Annotated in this window: 21 protein-coding genes; 6 read left to right on the top strand and 15 right to left on the bottom strand. The window is 47.4% G+C overall.

The window, feature by feature from the left end; genetic code table 11:
- Positions 1-50 precede the first annotated feature (50 nt).
- Entirely contained in the window at positions 51-1,487 is a 1,437-nt protein-coding gene (locus QWI17_RS02225) for an SLC13 family permease (protein WP_302720860.1), read from the top strand.
- A gap of 84 nt (positions 1,488-1,571) precedes the next feature.
- Positions 1,572-3,530, top strand: coding sequence for a sialate O-acetylesterase (locus QWI17_RS02220; RefSeq protein ID WP_302720858.1), 1,959 nt, complete (start codon positions 1,572-1,574; stop codon positions 3,528-3,530).
- A 51-nt stretch (positions 3,531-3,581) separates the two neighbouring features.
- On the opposite strand, the gene QWI17_RS02215 is transcribed toward QWI17_RS02220, so the two are convergent.
- On the bottom strand, positions 3,582-4,238 hold the full coding sequence (locus tag QWI17_RS02215; protein ID WP_302720857.1) for a glycine-rich domain-containing protein: 657 nt from the start codon (positions 4,236-4,238) through the stop codon (positions 3,582-3,584).
- Positions 4,239-4,557: 319 nt separating this feature from the next.
- On the opposite strand from QWI17_RS02215, the gene QWI17_RS02210 reads away from it, so the two are divergent.
- Positions 4,558-4,920, top strand: a complete 363-nt coding sequence (locus QWI17_RS02210; protein ID WP_302720856.1) for a VOC family protein — start codon at positions 4,558-4,560, stop codon at positions 4,918-4,920.
- A gap of 262 nt (positions 4,921-5,182) precedes the next feature.
- Here the strand turns inward: QWI17_RS02210 and QWI17_RS02205 are convergent, their stop codons facing one another.
- Positions 5,183-6,289, bottom strand: coding sequence for an MBL fold metallo-hydrolase (locus QWI17_RS02205; protein ID WP_302720855.1), 1,107 nt, complete (start codon positions 6,287-6,289; stop codon positions 5,183-5,185).
- Positions 6,290-6,413: 124 nt separating this feature from the next.
- On the opposite strand from QWI17_RS02205, the gene QWI17_RS02200 reads away from it, so the two are divergent.
- Positions 6,414-7,007, top strand: coding sequence for a TetR/AcrR family transcriptional regulator (locus tag QWI17_RS02200; protein WP_302720854.1), 594 nt, complete (start codon positions 6,414-6,416; stop codon positions 7,005-7,007).
- On the opposite strand, the gene QWI17_RS02195 is transcribed toward QWI17_RS02200, so the two are convergent.
- Complete coding sequence (locus tag QWI17_RS02195; protein WP_302720853.1) at positions 6,997-7,635, bottom strand: DJ-1/PfpI family protein; 639 nt, start codon at positions 7,633-7,635, stop codon at positions 6,997-6,999. The two genes, QWI17_RS02200 and QWI17_RS02195, sit on opposite strands and share 11 nt — an antisense overlap.
- Positions 7,636-7,724: 89 nt before the next feature.
- Here QWI17_RS02195 and QWI17_RS02190 point away from each other — a divergent pair, with 89 nt between their 5' ends.
- Positions 7,725-8,705 carry a GlxA family transcriptional regulator gene (locus QWI17_RS02190; protein WP_302720852.1) on the top strand — a complete coding sequence of 327 codons (981 nt, stop codon included), beginning with the start codon at positions 7,725-7,727 and terminating at the stop codon, positions 8,703-8,705.
- 68 nt (positions 8,706-8,773) lie between these two features.
- Here the strand turns inward: QWI17_RS02190 and QWI17_RS02185 are convergent, their stop codons facing one another.
- The 3 genes from QWI17_RS02185 to QWI17_RS02175 all read right to left on the bottom strand — a co-directional run bounded on the left by QWI17_RS02185 (position 8,774) and on the right by QWI17_RS02175 (position 10,410).
- Positions 8,774-9,187 carry a DUF4174 domain-containing protein gene (locus QWI17_RS02185; protein WP_302720851.1) on the bottom strand — a complete coding sequence of 138 codons (414 nt, stop codon included), beginning with the start codon at positions 9,185-9,187 and terminating at the stop codon, positions 8,774-8,776.
- 200 nt (positions 9,188-9,387) lie between these two features.
- Positions 9,388-9,873 carry a type II secretion system protein gene (locus QWI17_RS02180; protein WP_302720850.1) on the bottom strand — a complete coding sequence of 162 codons (486 nt, stop codon included), beginning with the start codon at positions 9,871-9,873 and terminating at the stop codon, positions 9,388-9,390.
- A gap of 132 nt (positions 9,874-10,005) precedes the next feature.
- On the bottom strand, positions 10,006-10,410 hold the full coding sequence (locus QWI17_RS02175; protein WP_302720849.1) for a DUF1801 domain-containing protein: 405 nt from the start codon (positions 10,408-10,410) through the stop codon (positions 10,006-10,008).
- A 165-nt stretch (positions 10,411-10,575) separates the two neighbouring features.
- On the opposite strand from QWI17_RS02175, the gene QWI17_RS02170 reads away from it, so the two are divergent.
- A complete protein-coding gene (locus QWI17_RS02170; RefSeq protein ID WP_302720848.1) occupies positions 10,576-11,355 on the top strand; it encodes a hypothetical protein in 780 nt (259 codons plus the stop codon).
- A 65-nt stretch (positions 11,356-11,420) separates the two neighbouring features.
- Here QWI17_RS02170 and QWI17_RS02165 read toward each other — a convergent pair whose 3' ends face one another.
- The 9 genes from QWI17_RS02165 to QWI17_RS02125 form a co-directional block, all read right to left on the bottom strand.
- Positions 11,421-12,005, bottom strand: a complete 585-nt coding sequence (locus tag QWI17_RS02165) for a class I SAM-dependent methyltransferase (protein ID WP_302720846.1) — start codon at positions 12,003-12,005, stop codon at positions 11,421-11,423.
- A gap of 140 nt (positions 12,006-12,145) precedes the next feature.
- A complete protein-coding gene (locus QWI17_RS02160; RefSeq protein WP_302720845.1) occupies positions 12,146-12,862 on the bottom strand; it encodes a spermidine synthase family protein in 717 nt (238 codons plus the stop codon).
- A gap of 30 nt (positions 12,863-12,892) precedes the next feature.
- Entirely contained in the window at positions 12,893-13,735 is an 843-nt protein-coding gene (locus QWI17_RS02155) for a nuclease-related domain-containing protein (RefSeq protein WP_302720844.1), read from the bottom strand.
- Between the two features lie 419 nt (positions 13,736-14,154).
- Complete coding sequence (locus QWI17_RS02150) at positions 14,155-14,772, bottom strand: hypothetical protein (RefSeq protein WP_302720843.1); 618 nt, start codon at positions 14,770-14,772, stop codon at positions 14,155-14,157.
- Positions 14,773-14,890: 118 nt separating this feature from the next.
- Positions 14,891-16,117 carry a M48 family metallopeptidase gene (locus tag QWI17_RS02145; RefSeq protein WP_302720842.1) on the bottom strand — a complete coding sequence of 409 codons (1,227 nt, stop codon included), beginning with the start codon at positions 16,115-16,117 and terminating at the stop codon, positions 14,891-14,893.
- Positions 16,118-16,734: 617 nt separating this feature from the next.
- Positions 16,735-17,286 carry an SEL1-like repeat protein gene (locus tag QWI17_RS02140; RefSeq protein ID WP_302720841.1) on the bottom strand — a complete coding sequence of 184 codons (552 nt, stop codon included), beginning with the start codon at positions 17,284-17,286 and terminating at the stop codon, positions 16,735-16,737.
- Between the two features lie 89 nt (positions 17,287-17,375).
- A complete protein-coding gene (locus QWI17_RS02135; RefSeq protein WP_302720840.1) occupies positions 17,376-17,828 on the bottom strand; it encodes a hypothetical protein in 453 nt (150 codons plus the stop codon).
- A 192-nt stretch (positions 17,829-18,020) separates the two neighbouring features.
- Positions 18,021-18,722, bottom strand: coding sequence for a DUF4336 domain-containing protein (locus QWI17_RS02130; protein ID WP_302720839.1), 702 nt, complete (start codon positions 18,720-18,722; stop codon positions 18,021-18,023).
- Positions 18,723-18,948: 226 nt separating this feature from the next.
- On the bottom strand, positions 18,949-19,548 hold the full coding sequence (locus tag QWI17_RS02125; protein WP_302720838.1) for a hypothetical protein: 600 nt from the start codon (positions 19,546-19,548) through the stop codon (positions 18,949-18,951).
- Positions 19,549-19,886: the final 338 nt, after the last annotated feature.

Genomic DNA, 19,886 nt, shown 5'->3' with positions numbered 1-19,886 from the left:
CCAGCGTGTTATTATTCTTTTAAAGCAATAACTAGCAACGTGGAGAAAACGTGCGCAATACCTCCAAAGTTTGGGCAACAGTAATAGGGCTTGTCAGTTTTTTACTGGTACTAATTGTATCCCCACCTGCGGGTTTAACGCTTGAAGCGTGGTACACGGCCGGCCTTGCCACAGCCATGGCCGCCTTTTGGATTGGCCAGGTTATGCCCTTGGCCGTGACCTCTTTACTGCCGCTATTGGTTGCGCCACTGCTCGGAATCTCGACGATTAAAACGGTGGGCGCTCAGTATGGGCACCCGATTATTTTTCTGTTTCTTGGCGGCTTTGTTTTAGGGCTGGCAATGGAGCGCTGGCGCTTGCATCGGCGGGTGGCTCTGTACTTATTGATTGTTTTTGGTCAGAGTCCCAAAAAGCAGCTCGCTGCGTTTATGGTGACGACAGCACTGCTAAGCATGTGGGTGAGTAATACCGCTACGGCGATTATGATATTACCGATTGCGCTTTCGGTGGTTGGTGATAGCGCCAATGACAGGGACATTCCGCACTCCACGCACTTTGCCAAGACACTGCTGTTGGGTATTGCCTACAGCGCGAGTATTGGCGGTGTTGCTACCTTAATAGGAACACCGCCCAACGCGTTAATGGCCGCTTATCTACAAGAGCAATATGCCATCACCGTAAGTTTTGTCGGCTGGATGGCCATGGCGTTGCCTTTTAGTGTGCTCCTACTCTGCGCATGCTGGCTTTGGTTGAGTCGAGGATTAAAGCCTGAAACTGTGAGCAGTGGCGACAGTGATCCGGTGTCGGCTTCGCGCAAAGGTTTACAACATGAGCTGCAACTACTGGGCCCGATTAGCAGCGCTGAGTTGCGAGTGGCAACAATATTTATGATCACCGCTTTGCTTTGGGTGTGCCGGCCTTTGATCAATGAGGCGGTTTTCGCTGGCCGCTTGTCTGATACAGCCATTGCCCTTGCTGCGGCCGTTGCTCTGCATTTGGTGCCGGCCGGTGGCGATAGCAAAGGCCCGATAATGGACTGGAGTCATACCCAGCGTTTACCGTGGGGCGTTTTACTCTTGTTTGGCGGCGGCCTGGCTCTCGCCAGTTTAATGAATACCAGCGGTTTGGCGCAGGCACTGGCGGGAATGCTGGAGATCGCTCAACACTGGCCCGTTATCGTGCTTATCTTCATGGTGGTTGGGTTAATAATTTTTCTCACCGAGGTGACCAGTAACACGGCGACAACGGCGGTGTTTTTACCCTTGATGGGCGTGCTTGCCCTGAGTATGGAGTTGCCGCCTGAGGTGTTGATAATGCCCGCGGCCATCGCCGCCAGTTGTGCGTTTATGTTGCCGGTGGCGACACCACCGAATGCAATCGTGTTTGGTGCCGACAGACTCACCGTGGCCGATATGGCGCGGACCGGCCTGGTACTGAACTTAATGGCTTGGGTGTTGATCAGCGCGCTGGGTATTTGGTTGCTGTAGGTGGCTACAGTTGCCCTTGCAATACACATAACGTGTATTTATAGTCGCTAGGACTATAAATCATAACCTGCGGTACCACTCGCTATGAAAATATTATCTTCTCTCGCTCTGGGCATAACGCTCACAACCGTAAGCGTGGCAACGATTGCCGATATCGTCCCCTCTAAATTAATCAGTAGTGGCGCTGTCTTGCAGCGAGAAATGCCGCTCACCCTTTGGGGCCGTGCAACGCCTGGGGAAGACATTAGTATTCGGTTGAATGGTGAAGTGCTGGCGAGCATTAGCGCTAAAAGCGACGGCCGTTGGCACTGGGAAGGCGAAAGCTATGCCGCCGGTGGACCTCATCGGTTAGTTCTGGAGGGAGACAATCGTATTGAGTTGAGCGACATCTACTTTGGCGATGTCTGGCTGGCGGCTGGACAATCCAATATGGAAATGAAGATGTCCAACGTTAACGAAGTGTACGCCAGTGAGTTGGCCAGTTCAGACAATCCTCGTATTCGCCATTTTCAGGTGCCTAAAAACGCGGTTTACGATGGTCCCAAACAGGACCTGGACGGCGGCGAGTGGCTGGCTGCGGGCCCCGATAATGCGTTGAACTTCACCGCCGCGGGCTACTTTTTTGCTCGTCATATTGAAAAGACGCAAGATGTACCCGTCGGTATTATTTTGAATGCCTATGGCGGCTCTGGTGCGCAGGCATGGATGAGTATGCGGGCTCTGAAAAATTATCCACATTATGTTGAGCAAGCCGAACGCAACGCCGCCCCTGGGTATGTGGACAATATTAAGGCCGAAGACAGTGCCCGTGGCGCGCCCTGGTATGAAAGCCTGCACAAACAGGATAAAGGCATGCACGCGGAGCCAACGTGGTCCTCCACTGATGTCGACGAGAGTCACTGGACCAAGGTGACGATGCCAGGCTCCTGGGTGGAAAATAATCTGCCGGACATTAACGGCGTAATGTGGCTGCGTAAAACCATTCAGTTACCGAATCGGGCGGCGGGTAAAGCGGCCATGTTGCGTCTTGGCCGTGTGGTCGATGCCGATACGGTATTTGTCAATGGCGAGCAGGTGGGTAATACCACTTACAAATATCCACAGCGCCGCTATAAAGTTCCCGCAGGGGTACTAAAAGCCGGTGCAAATACCGTGGTGGTTCGCGCAGTGACAAACGCAGGTGGCGGCGGTTTGGTAAAAGATAAACCCTACCAATTGGAAGTGGCCGACCTGGAAATATCGCTGCAGGGCGAATGGTTGGCGCGTGTGGGGGCATCAATAGAACCTGCTCCTTCGCGTCAGTTTTGGGATATGAGTCAGCCGGTTGGATTGTACAACGCAATGTTGGCACCCATCACACCTATGCCGCTTAAGGGCGTACTCTGGTATCAGGGTGAATCGAACGCAGGCAAGCCCGATGAGTATGCCACCCTTTTGCCCACCATGATTCGCCAGTGGCGAGAAGAGTTTGGCCAAGCCACGCTGCCGTTTATATACGCACAGTTACCAGGCTTTGGTGAGCCGGTTGACGAGCCAGTGCAAGAGGGGTGGGCGGCCATGCGCGCGGCACAGGCTAAAGTGTTGGCCGAGCCCAACACCGCTATGGCAGTCACGATCGATTTGGGAGACTGGAATGACATTCATCCACTGAATAAAAAAGACGTGGGTGAACGTCTGGCTTTGTTAGCTCGAGAGCGCGTTTACGGCGAGACCAAATTGCTGGCAGAGGCCGCAGCACCTTTTCAAATGAGCGTTGACGAAAATGGCGTTGTGGAGATTGTCGTGGCTTACGCCGGTAAAGGGTTAACCGCGAAAGGCGGTGAGCCCTGCGGTTTTGCCATAGCGGGTGCCGACGGCGAGTTTGTCTGGGCCGAGGCTGAGATAGACGGAAATACGATTCGCGTGCGCAGCGATAAGGTTAAAGAGCCTGTAGAGGTGCGTTATGCGTGGGCAGACTTTCCCGCTAAGGCAAATGTGTATAACAGCGCGGGCTTACCACTTATGCCATTTGCGTTAAGTGTGAAAGCTAACGTAGATCAATAAACAAAGACGGGGCCGCGCCTGGCCCCCGTTTTTTTGAGTATTTTTGCGCGACTAGTCTCCACCGCCGCAGCCGCTACCACAACTACTTCCGCCATCGTTGCCGCTGCCTGAACCACACCCGCCCGAGCAACCACCAGAGCCACAACCGATATGGCTGGCGCAGTAGCCGCTGCCATTTTGTTCGCAGTTGAGCGAATAGTGAAATCCGTCCTCGATATTAAGTTCGGCGTCCATCGCGAACAGTAAAGGCAAGCGCTCAGGATTATTGCGACTAATACCCTCACGCCGGCAGGAAACTTTCCAGGCTGTTTTAATACCAGCTTGCGCTTGGGTGGGGGTTTGCATGGCCTCGGCCGGGGTGTGATGTAAAAAACGCCCCAGTGCTTTTTTGCAGAAATAGCTGTACATTTGCGTAAACAAAATGAATTCGTGCCAAGCGACATCCACCGCCTGTGATGGCATAGCCACGCTGCGCCTGCCGGCGGTGTTACACAGTTGGAAATACTCCCGCAACCCGTCAATAACTTTGTTGGCCTGATCGTCAGACAAATGCGGATAAGTGTCTAACACTTTTTTATGTAATCGTGGAGGGAAGCGATAGGTAGCAATTAAGTGCTCGCGCTGAGCTGGCGTTTGTATAATACCTAGTCGTTTTAGAAAAACAAACGCTACTATTGCAATTGCAATTAGGGTGATCAAGCTAGCCATGGGGAATGGTCTCTATGCTAATAGGATTTTTATTTCTGATGTAGATACTCGGAAAGCAATCAATGCAAGGTGGGTCTTTTGGGGTTAATTCGATATGCCAAATTTGCTTTATGTAATCAAAGCTTACATGAAAAACTATCACCTTATCTGTGGACGTATTGAAGTGGTTAAGTGTGGCCTCTATTACTTCGCTGGCCGAGTGTATGGGTGCATTTAGTGTGTTAGCCGGTTGGTTGGCCCGGGCGGTACTGAATACACATAACCAAAGTATTAAAAAGACTCGCATAGTGACACCTCCGGTTTGGTATTATAGACCCAAATGCCAAAACAAGACGATTATGAGAAAGACGATATGAAAAAATTCCATGTTGCTATGTCAACCGACAATATAGACGCAACGGTAGATGATTACAGCGCCCGTATAGGCGCTTCTCCCGACGTGCATGTAAAGGGTGAGTATGCTCTGTGGCGCACAGACAGTTTAAATATATCTGTTCGTCAAGATACGCAATGCAAGCCGGGAGAACTTAGACACTTAGGCTGGGAAGACAATACGGCAAGCAGATTTAGCCATGATAAAGACATCAATGGTGTCGTCTGGGAGCGCTTTAGTGCGCAGCAACAGGCGGATGAGATTAATGAGTTCTGGCCCGGAGCGCAATACAGTGTGAAAGCGGAGTAGCAACATTGTGGGTTAATATACAGTGCAGAGGTTGCCGACGATTTGATTCAAATACAAAACGAATATACACAACAAATTTTGAAACTGCTCACAGTTTTCGATGCCAGCGCGCAGAACGATGGTAGCCCAGCCGGATAACACGACAGGGCCGCCAGCCAAAAGGGGATGAACCCATCGTTAGGTGACAGAGTATGCCAAACGTAACCTCCTGCAATCGGATGATAAATGGTTAAGGCTAATAGCCTATGTGGAACAAGGGCGCTTATTCAAGCGACTGCCACCAGTGCGTGCTGGGAAGTTGATCGCCTAGTGCTAGTACCTCCCCGACTACTGGAGTGGTGAGTTCTACTTGCTGAGCAGCGGCGGCTTCGCTGACTCGGTTTAGTGGTTCGTACCAAGGGTGAAAAGCCAGATTGAAGGTGCCGTTATGAATGGGCATCATTACTTTACCGTTTAAGTCGATATGGGCCTGTACGCTTTGCTCCGGTGTCATATGCACGTCCGGCCAATCATCGTTGTAGGCACCTGTCTCAATGAACGTTAAGTCGAATGGCCCGAATTTGTCGCCTATGGTCTTAAAGCCGGGAAAATAACCAGAGTCGCCGCTAAAAAACAATTTTCCCTGCTCGGTTTCGATCACCCAAGAACCCCACAAGGATTCATTGGTGTCCTGTAGGCCTCGGCCGGAAAAGTGCTGAGCTGGGGTAAATGTTATTGTCGCATGGGTATCCACAACCGACTGCCACCAATCAAAGGTTTGAATATTGTCCTTGGCGATGCCCCAGTCCAGAAGTTGCTTGTCTACTCCGAGGGGTACCAAAAACTCTCGGGCTTTATCAGCCAATGATTCAACAGCTTGCTTATCCAGATGATCATAGTGATTGTGGGAAATCAGTACGATGGCAATGGGGGGTAATTCTTCCAGACTTATGGGTGTGGGTTGAAAGCGTTTTGGGCCCATGAAGCCAACGGGTGATGCGCGCTCGGAAAATACCGGGTCAATCAACCAATACTCGCCTACCACCTTTAGTAAAAGCGATGAGTGGCCCAGCTTAATAATGTGCAAGCCCTCATTACTCAAGTTATCTAATTGTTGGCGGGTTACAGTTTTCATCGGCAGTTCTGAGGTGGGCTCGGGGTCAACGCGAGACTCGGTTATATAGCGCCAGAAAATCTGTACAGTGCGCCAAACGCTGCTGGGTTCGGTGGGCTTGTGGTTGAGAAACTTGCCTTCATCTACTCGGGCGGGTGTGCCTGCATCGATTGTGTTGGTGTTTTGTACGGAATCTGCGGCGAGTGAACTGCTCAAGGTACAACCTCCCGTAATCAGGGTCATAAGTAGTGTTGTAGCGTATGCCTTTAACGACATGTTGGGCTCCAAAAGTAAACTATACGGTGTAGTTTATCTTACGGGCAAGTGAAAAGTAAACTGCTGAGTGTAATTTTTTATGAGTTCGGGTAAGATGCTGACAAACTGGTGAAAACGTTGAACAATGAAGCTATCTGAGCAAAAACGCCTACAAATCGTTACCGCTGCCGAAGCGTTATTCTCCGAACATGGCGTGGCGGCGACCAGCATGGACCAAATAGCGGCTCGCGCTGAAGTGTCCAAACGTACGGTATATAACCATTTCGCAACCAAGGCCGATTTGTTTGCGGCTATGCTGGAGGCAATGTTCGCCAAGGTTGATCAGGGCGAAATCCTGGCTTATGCACCGGGCGAGTCAATACACGCTCAACTCACCGCTATTGCTCAACAAGAGATAGGTTTGCTGACCTCGCCGGCCTTTTTGAAAGTAGCCCGCGTGGCATTTTTGCAGATGCTAACCGATGCATCTTTGGCAAAAATGATTAACAAGTCGTCGATGGGTTGTTTGCGCTATTTCTCCGTTTTTCTACAGGCGGCCGTCGACGATGGCGTACTTGCTATTGATGATCTGGAGCTGGCGTCCAAGCAGTTTGTGTTTCAGCTAAAGTCTTTGGTTTTCTACCCTTTGCTGTATGGCTTAAGTGATAGCGTTAGCAATACGGACTACTTGGTAGAAGAAAGTGTTAAGTTATTCCTCGCTCGCTACGCTATACGTTAACGTCAGCGCTATAAAGACCGTTATCCGAGCCTAGCACGTGTTCGTCTAGCGGTGGTTCTGGATAGTACTCCATATACCGCTGAACATTCTTTGCGAATGCCTCACCCTCGAGTTTTTTGACAAGCCACAGGCTCATATCAATACCCGCAGACACTCCGGCGGCTGTTAACACATTGCCATCTACCACATAGCGAACTTGATCTAACACCTCCCCTATCAGGCTTGTTTTGCGTAGTTTTTCGGTATAAGCGTGGTAAGTCGTGCACGATTTACCGTTTAGCAGGCCAGCTGAGGCTAACAGGAAACTCCCTGTGCATACGCTACATACCCAGGTGGCCGTATTGGCCAGTCGGGTAACATGTTGCAGAAAATTGCTATCAGTCTGCAATGGCCAGACGCCCTTACCGCCGGGCACTATTAAGATATCGCAATGCTCTACATTCTCGATGCAGCCGTGTGCACCGATTTTCATGCCTTTGCTTGCCGTGAGGTCGTTCCCGTCTGGCGTGTAGATCTTGCAATCAAAACTATTGTTTAACTCGCGCGCCGACTGTAGTACTTCCCAAGGCCCGCCTAAATCGAGTTCTTCTAAATCATCGAATGCCAAAATAGCGACGTTATAAGACATAGTGTTTCCTCCGTATTTACGCTCAGTATAAAGAGTGGGTATGATGGCCTAAATGACAAATTCTAGATGTTTTAGGTCAGAGGCTTGCTGTGAAAACCATTGCGCTGTTGTGTTATCAGAACTTTCAGATACTGGATTTGACCGGCCCAATGGAGGTTTTCCATCAGTTAAACACGCTGGATAAACCGACCTATCGTATAAAGGTCATCTCTGAGCCCGGTGGACTGGTAACGGCCAGTAACGGATTGCAGGTGGCCACACAAAAATGGTCTTCGTTGCGAGATTGCCACACGTTGGTGGTTATTGGTGGCGTCGGTATTGAACACGCAGTCAGCAATAAAAATTTTCTGCGTTTTATTCAGCGTCATACGAGCCGCGTGGAGCGCATGGTATCGGTGTGTAGCGGAAGCCTTGCTCTAGCGGCAGCGGGAAGTCTATCGGGAAAAAGTGCCACAAGTCATTGGCGCTACATTGCCAGGCTCAGTGAGCTGGACACGAGTATCCGCATAGAACCGGACGCAATTTATATAGAGGATGGCAAGGTATTTACTTCCGCCGGGGTTACAGCGGGTATGGACTTGGCGTTGGCGCTTGTGGAGCGCGATAGCAGCCGACAAGCTGCGATGAAAATAGCACGCAATCTTGTGATGGCGTACAGGCGTGACGGAGGGCAATCGCAATACTCCGAAAAACTTCGGGCACAGCAATGCGACGATGACGTTCTTTCTGATGTCTGTCTCTATATTCAGGACAATCTGCAGCGTGATCTTCGTGTAGAAGTATTAGCCCGGCGTTGCGCCATGAGTAGTAGAAATTTCTCCCGTAAATTCACTCGTATTATGAAATGCTCGCCCGGTCAGTACGTCGAGCAACGTCGCATCGAGCGTGCAAAAGATCTACTCAACAATAAAAGCATAGCGCTGAAGGCGCTAGTCGAACAATGCGGCTACCAAAATCTGGATGTTTTTAGGCGAGCATTCTACCGCAACGTAGGAGTGTCGGCGGCGGCTTATCAGAAGAGGTTCGGACCTGGCGCGACCCTGCAGCAAGACCTCGGCGTTGAAAGGTAGGTTTAGAATTCAGGTATAAATTTATCATGTGATGAAGACGATGTGCTAGATATCCATTTAGAACATATTCAGTCGTATCGCTCCATTTCATTTATGCGCATGGGCATTCTGTCGATTTTTCTGAATAAAGAGTCCAAAAGCATTTGCGAATCTCGCTCCTTAACTCTGCCATCTTTGCCAATTAACACTACCTGGTTGTCGGTGCTTTGAAAAAATTGCTTTGCGCTTTCGGTAAACTCTTCTGTGAGTTCCCCTTGGTAGTTAGTCGCCACATCTGATTCACTAAATAAAAACCAAATAATGTCGCGATCTTCTACTTCGACTGCTTCGAGTTTTAGTTGTTGTTTCGACGCTGCTATATTATTTGACCAGACCAATATTAACCGGTTTTTCCAGACAAGATCATCAATGTTCTGAAGTGTTTTATCAGCTGACGTTGAGACGGATAACAAGGCGATTGCCAGAGTAATTAAAGCTCTCATCTGCGGACCTATGCACAACTTAAAGTTTTGGGTTCAGTGTATATACTGGCAAAAAACAATCTGGATCATCCAAGGCTCTTTGGTGAGAATGTCGCGGTTTTTGGGTAAGCTGAGAGGTTTTGTAGCGCAGGTAAACAGTTTGTCTAACCTGGCAAACTAACGGGAACCAAAATTAAGCCCACGAGCAATCTACTCTGGGGCTAACATCCAGAGGTCTGCACATCCACAACGGGGGGTGTATTTACGACGGTGGGCTGTCGGTAACGTATATAGCATTGGGCTGCGCCCGCGTCCTCTTGAATAACTCCGTGCCAATAAACCCAGGCACCTGCGAAAACACTGGCTCGCTTTTGCCAACCGCTTTGATTGATCATTCGGTCAATGCCAGTAGCGGTTCCGGTTGGGTATCCATAGGCAATATCGATAACAAGCCCGTTGACAGTAATAGTCGCCGCTGCGTCCTGATGCACATCTTCAACAATCGCCTTGGCATAAGCCATGTTGGCGGCGCCTTTAACCGCGCCGACCAAGTCCTCCATCGACATTTCAATAGCGGCTTCTTTAAGGTCAATAAATTTAGGGACAGCGACGGCGGTGAGAATGCCAAGCAGAACGATAACGGCAATAAGCTCGATGAGCGTAAAGCCTGTTTGCGGGTAGTTACTGGAAATTCCGGGTTTTCTCATAAAATAGCGGTTATTGGCATTTCTTTCATTATAACACGCAACTGTCCGTGCGGGCAGGCGCGCCTAAACAGGCGAGATAAGTGATGTTCGATGGCATTACGCCTTTCGAAACTGGCCAAGCGCCTGTGGCTTTTACGCGCCAAGCAAAGGCAAGTGTTTGACCCGATGATAACTCAACGTCATTTGCAGGCAGTGGGCTAGAGGCGAGGTCGCAATGTCCGTCGTTAGGGGAATTACAAGCGCTCTGTTGCCTTCATAGACAAATTCGTGCGGGTAAATCTCTTTAAAGGTCTCAACCAGCTTGGTTTGGCAGTGAAAGAATAGTTTTATGGCGTTGGGTGTAGCTGGCTTCCAATCCATACGAACAGCACTGCCGCCTTTTACCGTGTAGCTTGCCTCTCCCCATTTTATAGACTCTTCTACGGCGCCCAGACTGTACTCCTGTGCGATGTGGCCGATAAGTTCGCGAACAGCGTGCAGTTGCTGTTGAGCCAATGGGGGATAGAGCGAAAACTTTTTTAACAATTCTGCATTCATTCGTATAGCCGAGTATATATAGCCTTGGAGGATTCTCACACTAAATACATTGCCATACTATAAATTTAGCTGCCAAGTGCCGTGTGCATGGGAATATCGGCACCTTAGAGCGCACTATTTCGCCCGGAGAGTGCTAATGTAATGGCAATATAGCTGGAGGCGCTTATGTACAAGGTCACGAGTATTGTTGCGGCTACATTGGTGTTGGTGTCTTGCCACCCCCGCCCTACCTACGAGCATATTTCGTTGCAACCCGATATACGTCAACAAGTATTCACTCTGCGAGTCGGCTCGCAAAGCGGGCTTATATGCAATGCGTTTGATGGTATCCCATTGTCATATTTCACGTACGATGACTTACCTGGCGACAGCGCAGAGGTTGGTTACGTAAGCCATGATAATGACGGACAAAGACCTCGGTGTCGCCGTGACCGCAACTGGGAGTTTCATGTATTACTGTCATTTGACCTAAGTGAATTACAGACAAACCCTCCCGAAGGTTCGTTGTATCAGGTGACCCTCAGCGGGTTGGATACAGGGCACACCGAAAACAGTGGTTGCGAATTAACACGTGATACCTTGGTTGACTCGGTAATTGTTGACTGGTCTCCGCTACCGACAGAGGCCACGCTCGATTCTGATGTTGCTGTTGAAATTACGGAATTGAATATTGATGGGGAAGAGCTCAACTTGAGAGAGCGCACGGATTTACTGGGTGACGGCCATACCGAAGCCCGGCTGGGCAGCGGCCCCAATTTTGTGTTTCCCTGGACGGCGAGTTCGGTCGATAATCTTAGTTTGCGGCTCGCTTCAGGTGCAGGTACGGGAGGGCCAGAATATCCTGTGCTGGTACTAGGCAAGGCGAATCCCGGCTGGAAGAGTGACCGGCAGTGTTTTACAACCTTATCCGAGCTTAGGCTGAATCTTATATACCGCAGTGAGTGATGATGATAAGTTAAGGGCGAATCCCAACTCAATGTCGCCTGCTTTGTCCGGAAAATCTGACAGTACTAAGCTGATTGTAGTTCCCATATTACAATGCCATCGATACGGCTTGGTATTGTTCGTGTGATTCGGAGGTTACATCTTTTCGCGTAGGTTGGTATGCCTTTCGCGCTTCTGTAGTCTCTAAATCTTTGGTAATGACCAGATACTATTTCATCAATCTCTATCAAAAATTTGGCTAACAATGAGCGTGGCTGAGCGTAGTCTGCAATAACAATTTTAGTTGAGTGTTCGGCCATAGTTTTCAATAACTGACAGGCCTCTTCGAAACGAAGCTCATGTACGCACAAGGTGCTAAATGCGATATCAAACTCTACTCCATAGGTTGCAATAGCATTGAGGCAATCGAACTTGATATGAGAGTACGAATTTTGCTTTGCCATATTCTGGGCGTGTTGAATCATATTAGAATCTAGGTCAATGCCATATCCTTTTGAAATAGTGGGCGCTACGAGAAGCAAAAAGTCACCTGTTCCGCAGCCAATATCGATTACCGAGGCATCATTTTCTATTAGCTCCGCCATTTCTTGACGAAGGGGAGCCAAAGCACGGTCTGCGACCTTAGATTTTAACCATACTTTAAAAGTCATGTTGACGGTCTTTACCAAACACTCTATCTAAAGTTAGCAGTATAGATCGATTAATTGATGTATTAGTACATTAATTTTCGTCTGCATAGGTGGTCAATCTCGAAAAACAATATTCGTGATAGAGACGAAATTAGGCCTACCTATACATGGCACACATACACCGTATTGCGGGCCTGGTTGTTCTGAAATGGGTTGTAGAAGCTCACCAAATGGGATTCGATGCGGCTGAATACGGTTTTCAGCAGCGCCTCAAAGGCGGGTTCCGGTGGGTTTTGTGACCACATGGCAAAAACACCCTTAGGTTTTAATTGCTGGGCCATAAGCCCGAGATTTTCGGTGGTGTAAAAGCCAGCATTGCTCTGGTCTAAAAACTCGGTGGGCGAATGATCAATGTCGAGCAAAATTGCGTCAAAGCGGCGGCCTTCCTGATTCGGGTCAAACCCGGTATGGGGCGCTACCGCCAAGTCGAAAAAGCTGCCGTGAATATAGCGATTGCGCGAGTCGGAGTTAAGAATTTTGCCCAAGGGAACCAGTTCGTGTTTGTGCCAGCCAATGACAGTCTCTAGAAAGTCGACCACCAGCAGCTCGTTGACGCGCTTATCTTTCAGAGCCTCTACTGCGGTATAGCCAAGTCCCAAACCTCCCACCACCACATCAAGGTTGCCGCCCTCTAAGGCGGCAAGCCCGAGCGAGGATAGCGCCTCCTCGGCGGCGACAAACATACTCGACATTAAAAACTCGTCGCCCAGCTTGACCTCGTAAATGTAGCGCTCGCCAAAGGCGGGAATACGTCGGCGGCGCAAGGAAATTTCCCCAATGGGGGAGTTTTGGCAATCCAGCTCTTCGAACAGGGGCATGGTTGATCCTAAAACGATATTGAGCGCGCATCATACCGGTTCTTGGGTAGATCCTCGACCCCGCTTGGTATCAATATGTATGGTCTGATGGCACTTGGGGTAGGTTGAGCAGCCCCAGAAGCTATTGCCGCTGGCTTGCCCCCGTTTAGCTTTGCGTAAAATCATTGTATTTCCGCATCGGGGGCAAAGTATATGCGAAGATGCGCTCGTCCTGTTTTTTAATCGCTGCACATGCTCACGGGTGGTTTTTCGGTTCGGTTGCAGGCGCCCGGTCTGTAGTTTTGCCAGCGCGTCGTCAACTTGTGTGTCTGTAAGAACGGGTGCGTTAAACGATTTGATATAAGATACATAACCACCAGAGTGAGTCACATTGGCGGGCAAAGGTGTTTGAAATTTGCTGTTGCCAATAAAAACAATGACTGAGTGAATCGTGTCGCTGCTAAGCTCCAAAGCAGATTTTAGTGCTTTGACGTGCTTGTAATTCTGGCGCAGAGGGTTTTGAAAGCGGTAGCTTTTTCTGTAGATCTTCTGTGTCCATTGCGCTTGCTTTTCGGCGCCAAATATCCAACCCTTCATATTCTTGGTCTCAACGACGAAAATACCAAAACGAGAGACAAAAATATGATCTATTTGGGTGCTGCCATCAACAGTGGGTAGGGTAACATTGTGGAATGCGTGATATATATCTCGCGGCAGTCTAAGCTTTGCGATGAGTTTGACTTGTAACTCACCCACAATACCTTTGAGCCAAGGTGATGAAAAAACAACAATAACGACTGCGGCGGCTAGCAGCCACCACATTGATCCGAGTGCTTCGATTACAGCAGGCGCGGAATCCATTAAGGCAGCGCTGTACAAAGAAAAGCTAGCCATTTAGCCGATCCAATTTTCGCTTTGTACCTCAACTAGCGTCTGCGCTAGGGTGTGAAACATCGCTCTTCAGTGATAATACGGCTATATAAATTAATGACAGTGGTGGGCAGAAAGCGAGAACAAAGCCGATAAATGTATTTAAAAACGGTGTTTCCGTTTTTCTCCGGCCCAGATAATAGCAAAGTGCCGTATTAATTATTATCCAGACAAAAATAACCTGCCCGATGAGTGTTAAGTTCATATTCATTGCGTCGACCCCGTCCCTTTATGTCTAATCAACTACGTCCATAGTCACTATACCCGATACCTCAATAGTGATACAAATAGCCTGCAGGGGCTTGTAACAAGAGCTGTTGGTAAATTTTCTTTAATTCCGCACATTTGCGATGGTTAGAGCCAACATTTTTGCGAGAACACTGTTACGTACTTTTGCCCCTACCCATTAGAAACTTCATAACACCGCCAAACGCTAAACCGCCAAGCAACCAAATAGCTGCCTGAATGAGAATGTCTTGTTGATTCAGTTCGCTCGTAATAAATTTGATCAGCGTCATCGCACAGAACATAAACGTACCGTAGGCGAGCCCCATTTTAAGCCAGGATACATCCTTGGCCTTTGTGGGCTCAGCATCTATATTCTGCAAAAGCTGCTTTTTCTTGAATGCCCGCCAGCGAGTTTCAAGCGGCCGCCGCAACCAGCCCCAAATGGGAAAAGTCATGGCAAGTAAAACAAGGCTGGTGTAGTTCCAAAGGCAGGGAATAATTCCATCACAACTGGGGCACAGCAATCCAAACCAATTGCCAAACATCCCCTTTTTCGGCCATGCATCGCTGCTATGAATGGTATGGCAGTGCGGGCAAGGCACATACTGTCGCTCCATCAAGGGTGCATCACTGGTTTTATCCGTCAAAGTCACCTTGGGAATACGCTGCCCCAAAACCAACTCATTAAACACCAAACCCGGATTCATCACCCAGTGAACTAACATCAAATTCGGTAGCTTTAGTACCTTGTACCTATTTTCATCAAAATCCATTTAGTTTCACTCTGTATTATTTATAACCGGGTTTTATGTTGCGCTGAATCGCCTATTGGGGCGCTGCTTAACGGGCTAGACGAACGAAATGCATCTAGCCAGAAACGTTTACGTTCTACTATTCCCTACAGGCGCTAGGAAGCTGACTATTTTTAATGTCTTCACTCATGCAAACCCATATTGTTTCATTGTATTCATTGGTCGTGGGTACAAACAGCAAAGATTTACCTCTAGCAGCTCTTTGCGCTAGAGTAACTTCAATGATGCCCGTGTCCTGATTGAGATTCATATTCAACACTTCGGAAGGGTATAATTGGTCAATGCCGAGTGATTCTAGGCTTTCGGGTAGGTTGCCGTAGGAGTTGTAATGCCGTTGAGTTAATTCAGCGGCTTGGGCGCCCACATGATATACCTGACTGGTGGCGGCGCGTACAGTGTAGTCCTGATAAGCGGGTAAGGCGATTGCTGCGAGGATTCCAATAATCGCAACGATGATCATCAGTGGAATTATGCCTGTCCCTATACCCAACCGCGGGACAAGCAGCGCTAGAAGCCACGCAAGAGGGTTTCGCCCAGGGAATTTGTAATCTTTATCTTGCAAGCGGCACGCACGTTTAACGAGCCATGGATAGTCCCCAATCAGCTCGTGAAATGCCATCCAGAACTTTCCGGTACTCTTTGCCTGCGTTAAGTAAACGTCAATGTTGACATGTTTATAGTGCTTTCCACCAGCTGCTAGCAGAAGCATACCATTAAGAGCTTGCAGTGAGTCGTCGCAGCAGAGCTTGCCAAATTGATCGCACGTATACTCACGTGCGCGAGAATATGCAGCGCCTATCCAAGGAAGAATATTGGAGGGCCAAATTACCACTCCCCAAGTTAAATGATTGCGCTTAATATGGGCTAATTCGTGACCAAAGTAAAAGTTAATGGACCCCGGTGATTCATTCATGGCGTCAATAACGTCTGAGTAAACTACTACAAAGTTTCGGCCCAGAAATCGTGTTGCAAAGGCGTTAAGTATTCCGCCGCCTTCCAGAATGTAAGCTTCCGGGATGTCTTTCATATTTAGCCGCTGGCAGCTTTGTAAGTAACGTTCATAGAGGTCAGGGAACTGCTGCTCAGAAATCTTTATACCATTGCCCTTTATCCAGGAAATGAGTCCTGATTGAGCGAAAAGATAACCAACGAAAAATAGAAGAACGTAAATTAGAGCTGTGCCAAAAGTGCCTAGAATGATCAAAAACCAGAAAATCATGCTAAGCACTAAGTGAACTACAAATAGAGATTTTTCATTTCCGTAAACATGAGCGTTTATTTGTCGCTCTTTATTATTTCCTTCCATACTGGAACTCCGCCAGGTGTGATTTTTTGTGATTGTTAAAGGTGGCCCCGTGCCATCTTTCTGAGAAAAGGTGACAGATTTATTTTAACTGGACAGATATTTATAATGGAACCCCCCGTCCCCTTTATTAATTACAATAAAAATGAATCGAGCCATGCCTACTGTCATATGCAGCCTCGGCGCCAGAATTTTAGCACACTTATACGCGCTTATAAGTGTACTAAATTACGTCAAAAATTAATCACCGCCATCGCCACCACTTTGGCTCGATCCGCAATGTGAACCGGGCAACTCCTCGCCATTATTCCCTATTCCATCACTTCGCAATGGTTGACCAAGTACTAACCTACTAAAAGGCCAAGGAATAAAAAATCGATTGGTAATACCAGGGGAATGCCCGGAAACCATTCTTAGAATAAAAGAAGCGCCAATGAATGGGAGTAAAAAAACGATGAATAGCTGCCCCCATCTTTGAACAGGTTTTAGGTCTCGATCAAGAAAAAGGCAGGCTGTTGACAGTAGAGTTAGCCACGCCCATAGGGAGATAACAATGATTGTAACTGCTAAGTAAAGAGTGTCCATGAAAAATAATCCTTCAAAATGATCTGTCTATTATTCTAATCTCTTATTTGATAAAGCCAGTACGTAGCCTTTTCTTCGGAATATCCAGACCACTGTTCATTGCTATAGAGGTAATACAGGCGTGACATGGCGGTTCGGTTGCCAGATTCAGCGGCTTTTAAATACGACTTTTCTGCGAGGTCAAATCTCTTTTGGGCGGTCATAGTCTTACCGTAGGAAATGCAGGCGTAGGTGCAATTATTATTACATTCCTGCTGCATATAGGCTTCGTACCTTTTTATAAACTCCTTGTGACGGGATGATGGTATGCATGAGACCTCGTCACTATCATTACATTCTATATTGCTTTTTACTGATTCATAAAGCTGATAAAGGACATCGTTAATATTATTATTCTCTAAGTCATCTATATATCCAGTCTCTGTCGAAAACCTGTATTGATTATACTTGTTCATAGATTCATACGTAGGCTTGATAGAGCCCATTATCAAAGGGTGTACATAAAAAACCTGGACAGCTAAAAAAGCAACTATAAATAGCAGCGTAATAATCGTCGCAGTTTTAATTTCTTCTTTTGCTAATTTCACTTTTCATCCATAAATGTCTCGATTTTCTTGGGCTCTGACCCTAATGATTATATCTCGCACAAAGCTACGATGTGAGCAGTGCATAATTTCTACTCATGTTTGTTTGCAATATAGGTCCAGTTTAACGATATACCGGCAAAATAACTTAGGCCAATCGTGAGCCATATCAACGAGCTATAGACCCAGAATCCAACACCCAAATTTATAACATAGCCCGTTTTCACAAAAAACGGTACAAAGAAGCCATATACCCCTCTAACGGTACATAATAGGGCTATGGCCGGTAACGCGAACTTTAATAACGGGAGACGCCCAATCAGGCCAGCGCCGGAAAGCGCGTAAGCAGACCAACCTAGAAAAATAAACGCTAAGCAAGTGCCTAGAAAGGCGGGATAAAGCGAGCCGCTTGCCGCAATTTGGGCCAGCTTTTCGCCTGCCCCGGACGCTCGATACCAATCGGGGCCGCCTATGATAATCGCAAAATGAAGAACCGCTCCTAACGCAGTAAGAACAGATCCGATCACAAAGCTCCATTTCTTCATACTATGAATGTACCTATGGTGACTATCATTGCGCTGCTGGTGCGAGCTCAGGGGAGAGGTCGGTAATATTCAAAAATTCATTTCATTAAATTTAAATAGATTACTATACCAGGAGCGGGCCTTGGGAGCCACGCCCTGTGGGCCATTCATTATTCGCAGTTTGGCGTATGAAATTTTATGTTAACAGTGTTGCTATGTGCTGCCTAACCATGAAAATGATTTTTTAATAAAATCGATTGCATCATTAAAAATGCACTCTCCATGAGAAATGATAATTCGTCTCGGGCTCCACGATATCATTGTTTCTAGGCACGACCTGGCCTGGCTCTTTCCCAGTAAAAACGACATTCTCCAATCTAGCGGGGTTTTCCCATTCGGGCTGACTATGCCGGTTATTTTTGCTAGTACCTTTTGATATCCTGAAAAATAATCTGGATGAAAATTTTCCACTAGATCGGTAAGTATAAGGGTTTGGCTTGCTCTGTGATAGAAAACGACCTCTTCCATTACAGAGCTGCCTTTAAAAATAATTTGATCTATTTCGCCTTCCCAGTACTTGTTTGGGTAGTCTTCCAGGTTCTCTGCAAATTTAATATCTGGTCTCTTATCTTTAAGCCCCGGCGAAGCGTATAGAATTGCCTCTGGATAGTGTGCTTTCCATTCCTCCATAAACAAGTGATGGATTTTGTTGGGTGATACCAGGTGCTTGACTGGGCCCAGTATACCTATCTCCGAACACAATTCACTGGATAGCTTGCCCGGTGAATGAACCCATAGATCGCCGTTTTCCAATCTAACGATTGTGGTCCTTGTGGTATAGGGCATTCCAAACCAAGGAACTGCATCTCCGTCTACAATCCAAATGTCTTCTGAAATTTCTTTTACAATATCCATACTGTTCCGAATTGTACTCTCTATACAGACAGCACTGTATTTCCAATTTATCCCAAGCCTCTATCAGCGGCCGTGTTAGTGGCGAGTTCGCCTTACTGATTTATGCCGCGGAGCTTGTCGGCTTTCCCACGGAATCCTAGTAAAATATTCAACGATAGCGGCAGTTAGTAAAGGGGAAGATTCCGTCGGCGAGCCTTCAAAAATAAATCTGTCCCCTTTGTTTATGTTACGTTTTTATACCGAGCTCTATAGCTGCAGCTTCATGCAGCACTTGTAAAACAAAAATTATTCGTTGAATATTGACGTATTCAGTGCTCTTATCATAGATATACCGCCAATTAATAAAAGCATGATTTATGCTTTTAAGGTGGTCTTTGAACAGAACGCCTTTTTCTACCTCGTACTGACTCTCAAAGCTCTTACATGTCTTGTTTATTCTGTCTTTGACCTTATTAGGTAACGACTTAAATAAGGTAGTTAGAACATGTGACTCTGTTACCTCGCCATGAATTTCTTGAAGGCACTTGAGATACATCTCTGCACTAAAAGCCGCATTAACGACAAAAGGAGTAATGCCTTGCGGGTTAATTGGTGACGACTTTAAATCTTTCTTATAAATATGTGCTGATGCATTCGCAAATGACTGAGCTTGACCATAGATCATCTCTGCCTTTGGTATGTCATGCCAAAGGCCATTAGACTTGAGTAGTTCCTGAGCAAGCCTAGCAGCTTCTTTTGGATCTTGGACATCTTTGACATAGCCAACAGGCTTGTTGTCACACATCACCGTTTTCATACCTTCCGGTGGGTTGATGTCGATATCCATTTTTACTCCGAACTACCCTGAAACATAACTGCTATTAATGCGCGCGGGCACATTTAGACACTATGTCTAAATATAGGAACCTGTGGCCATATATGCCTATACAGTGTCTATATCTGTACACCGCCTATTGTGCCCCTTAGATATCAATATTTGAATTAACCAAAGAAAGTAAAGTGCATCACACCACTCCCGATGCGCTTGGATACCTTCCAGTTGGTCAAATCTGTACAACACTTGAAGAAAAGAGTGCCACGGACTCTGCAACTTGGCAAGTGGTCAAAACAAGGTCTGATGTCGGACGTCTGTGGTCTGACGCTAAAGCCCAAATTCACTACGAA

Source organism: Gilvimarinus gilvus (assembly GCF_030518155.1).
GTDB classification, from domain to species: domain Bacteria; phylum Pseudomonadota; class Gammaproteobacteria; order Pseudomonadales; family Cellvibrionaceae; genus Gilvimarinus; species Gilvimarinus gilvus.
This window is presented reverse-complemented; position numbering and strand designations above follow the sequence as displayed.